The sequence below is a fragment of the Gilliamella sp. genome, from assembly GCF_024104075.1.
In the GTDB taxonomy this organism is placed as follows: Bacteria; Pseudomonadota; Gammaproteobacteria; order Enterobacterales; family Orbaceae; genus Gilliamella; species Gilliamella bombi.
The window spans coordinates 1-3,565 of the sequence record NZ_JAGGHR010000058.1 but is presented as its reverse complement, the minus strand read 5'-3'; the positions used below and the strand labels follow the sequence as shown (position 1 = coordinate 3,565).

6 protein-coding genes are annotated in these 3,565 nt (G+C 28.6%); all 6 read left to right on the top strand.

Going from position 1 to position 3,565, the window contains the following annotated elements; translation table 11 throughout:
- The first annotated feature begins 8 nt into the window (after window positions 1-8).
- The 6 genes from J6569_RS11325 (at window position 9) to J6569_RS10905 (ending at window position 3,443) form a co-directional block, all read left to right on the top strand.
- Window positions 9-110 (top strand): integrase core domain-containing protein, encoded by a 102-nt coding sequence (locus J6569_RS11325; protein WP_366941276.1) that lies wholly within the window; start codon window positions 9-11, stop codon window positions 108-110.
- Between the two features lie 104 nt (window positions 111-214).
- Window positions 215-643 carry a hypothetical protein gene (locus J6569_RS10925; protein WP_065609576.1) on the top strand — a complete coding sequence of 143 codons (429 nt, stop codon included), beginning with the start codon at window positions 215-217 and terminating at the stop codon, window positions 641-643.
- Between the two features lie 440 nt (window positions 644-1,083).
- The gene (locus J6569_RS10920) at window positions 1,084-1,473 is read left to right on the top strand and encodes an Imm50 family immunity protein (protein ID WP_085166086.1); all 390 of its coding nucleotides are present in this window, start codon (window positions 1,084-1,086) and stop codon (window positions 1,471-1,473) included.
- 569 nt (window positions 1,474-2,042) lie between these two features.
- Window positions 2,043-2,336, top strand: coding sequence for a hypothetical protein (locus tag J6569_RS10915; protein WP_296318458.1), 294 nt, complete (start codon window positions 2,043-2,045; stop codon window positions 2,334-2,336).
- Window positions 2,337-2,754: 418 nt separating this feature from the next.
- The gene (locus J6569_RS10910; RefSeq protein ID WP_306452900.1) at window positions 2,755-2,970 is read left to right on the top strand and encodes an EndoU domain-containing protein; all 216 of its coding nucleotides are present in this window, start codon (window positions 2,755-2,757) and stop codon (window positions 2,968-2,970) included.
- Complete coding sequence (locus tag J6569_RS10905; protein ID WP_296318456.1) at window positions 2,970-3,443, top strand: hypothetical protein; 474 nt, start codon at window positions 2,970-2,972, stop codon at window positions 3,441-3,443. The genes J6569_RS10910 and J6569_RS10905 overlap by 1 nt, the downstream gene beginning before the upstream one ends.
- Window positions 3,444-3,565 lie beyond the last annotated feature (122 nt).

Sequence of the window (3,565 nt, the reverse complement as noted above, 5' to 3'; positions counted from 1 at the left end):
CAAGGAAAATAACCAAAGAATGGTTAACGATTTATAACACCGAAAGACCGCATGAGGCATTAAATAACATGACACCGATTGAGTATAAAACACTAAAACAAGCAGTTTAATTTTCTACGCGAGTTGTGTACTGAGTTTGGGGTATTTACAAATAAGCTTCGAGATGATATTAAATACTGCATTTCCGGATGCAAACAGTTTAGGAGATAAATATATGACTGAATGGACAGGTGTTATGTATGGCTTTTACACTAATAAGTTGATAGATGATGTATTTTCTTCATTGATCAAAAAAATAGCGTCTATTAATTATAAATATAAACAAGATAGTTTTCGAGATGAAGAATTTCTATTTTTCTATAAAAATGATGAAATGCAAGATTATCACCTTGAGAATGGCTATAATTTGGATATTAATGGTGAAGGTTGTTTTGGAGTTGAGGCAAAAAATACAACGTTGAATGGAATCGCTACACTATTTGAATTTGATAATGATTCTGATTTTGAACCTTATGATATAAATTTGCATTTTGATAATGTATTTTATTATGTACTCGTGTTACCTGAAGCAATTGAAAATTCAAATTTTTGCCAGAATATATATAATTTGTTTATTAATATTCTTAATGAAAAAATAAAATAAATACATATTCAACTGCGGACGCTTTATCCTGATAATCTCGATTCAGCTGTTGGGGTAGGTTAATCTGTATCATTATGTGCCTAATGGGTTGATTTGGTTTGATCTATTTGGTTAAAAAATAAGAAAACATCGTATGATGGTAAAAGTCGAAGAGATGCATTTAGATAGGTAAGCGTGGTGTTGGTATACCAATCAATTACCATTACACGGTCATCTTTACGAGATAGCAATATTATGATTGCTGGAAATGGTCAGCAATAAAGTGAATGTATTGATAAAAAAAGAAAATCCACCTTCATTCAAGAGTGTAGTTTTGGGTACTCTAAAACAGAACAGAGTCATGGTACTGAATCAAATATAATGTTAGACCTTCAAATAATCAGGATACTGGTTATGTTTCTGGAACTCCTGGTCATCATAATTTCTCTAAAGGAATTGATATGTGGTTTGAAAACGCATTAGGCAGAGAAAAAATTCAATTTATGTTTAATAACGAATTTAATTTTCAATCTATTGAATTGAATAGTGTTTCATTTGACAGCTATTCAGAGTTTAAATGTCATTTAAATTGCAAGAAAATCCCCAAAATTTACCCTAAAAAATGGGATAAAGTTGAATTTAATGCATTAAATTTAATTATTACTTTTAATGAGATAGTTCAGTTAAATATGTCTGGTTCAAAAATTGGTTTTTTCTGTTCACCAACCATCAATTCTTTTACTGATTATTCTGAAATAACAGTTCAACATAACAAATTACCACTTTACTGTAAATCAAAGTTTTTAATTATAGAAAGTATAACTCCCTATATAGATGAAAGATGGAATTAAAAATAAAGATGAAATAAATTTTTATTAGCTCGGTGCATCAAAAACATCAAATAGACCGCAAAGGGAATGCAGCTTTCAACTTTGGGATAAAACGGATTCAGGAAATCGAACACGAATCAATTGTACAAAATCAGATATCAGGGACGATATTTAGATAGTGGAAACCAGCTTACATTACAATACTTTCAGGGTATTATGATCTGGGTATAGGTAGATTTACTCAGCCATATCTAGTTGAATTGTGTGTGGCTTGAATCGTGGGGTTTGAGTTGTTTAAAATTTATTCGCGAATAAGAAAGTAATAATCTTGTTAAAGAAGTCGAGATTACAGGAAAATCGCATCAATCAAGTATCGATCATTTAATAGAACAGCTTTTTAAATAATAAAAATCTAGGTATTGGAACCAACGAATTTCTGAAGCTAGAGATCGATATGGGGCATATGTTTATTTTAGAGAAATAAATGATAGTATAATTGAAATATTAGGTTTAGGTAAATCTAACAAGGCTAACCAGCAAACAGTTATCAATGAAGTTTTAAAAGTATTTGGTATAGGAGCTTAAGTATTTTGAATATTAAAATTTTAAAATATGATCAAGATCTTAGTCTGGTAAATGATAATGTTGATGTTGAAGTTTTTTTAGACAATGGAAAGCGGTATACTGCAACATTTTTCACTATCGAAAATATAATTTCTATTTTAAATAAGTATAAAGAAACAAAAGAGTGTTGTAATGGCTTATATTTTTGGACATCAGATATGATTATTGTTGAAAGTTTAGATGACAAAATAATAAATAAAACGATACAGGATTTGATAAAAAATGAAGAATTTCATCATGCTTTTTCATTATTAGAGTAATTAACAAATGTAGAAAAGATCGTATATCTAAATATTCATAGTTTTTATTTCTTTGCTACCTTATTGTAGAAAATCCGCTATTAGTTTTGAAGTATAATGATACAGAAAATAGTATATGAGCCGATACAATATAATTCATATTATCAAGGATAGAATTTAGACAAGTAACTAGTTTATATTACAATACTTTCAGATATTATGCTCCAGATAGGACGCTTTACCCAGTTGGACCTGATTGGTTTAGCTGTGGTGGAATTAACCTGCATCAGTATGCCGCTAATGGATTGACTTGTATTGCTCCGTGAGGTTAGAATTATGTACCTTCAAAAAGAAAGAAACCAGTTAATTTGCCTAGTATGAAAAAGGTTAAAATAGATATGGATCATATTTTTTAACGACATAGTATGCAGGAAAAGTAATATTAATAAGCGGAAAGAAAGATTTATTTCCTAAGAATATGTCTCCAAAACAAATTGAACGTGCTGTCAGAGAAGCATATTCTAATATTAAAGTCCTTAAATCTCAAGATGAACGAATTCTGGGACGAGGCACATCTGATAATATGATAATTGAAATTTGGGTAAATAAAGTTACTAAAAAAATTGAAACTGCTTATCCTAAAGGAGTCCTATAATGATTGATTTAATAATTAATCCTGATTCTATTCGTGTATCAAAAAGTGAAGTATCAACTCAAATATTTTCGGAAATATATTTCCAAATCGGAAATATATTTTTTCCAGACAAGAAATGGGATGATTTTACTGTCATTATATTAAATTGGTGGTTAAGAGAAGCTTGTAAAATTAAAAAAAATAATATAGCTAAAAAAAATAATGTAGCCCATTTTAGTTTTATGGATGGACCATTCTATTTTGAGGTTCATTTTGTTGGTGAAACCTGTAATATTAAATTTATAGATAATAGATATGATAAAAAGGAAGTAGTATATAGCGGTAAAATAGAATGCACCTATTTGTTTAACCTATTAAAGAAAAATGCAAATTTATTGATTCGAAATATACCTAGTGAAGCAGAAAAATTAAAAGATGTAATAGAGATAAAAAAAAGTTTAAAATTAATACAAAAACATGTGAAATATTTTTAAATTTAAATTTTTTAATAAAATTTTAGTTGTAGGATTTACTAGCGTTATTTACAGTAATTTGAGAAACTACTGTAATGAGTATACATAAAAAAACAAAACTAACGGCTTATCACAGACAAGAG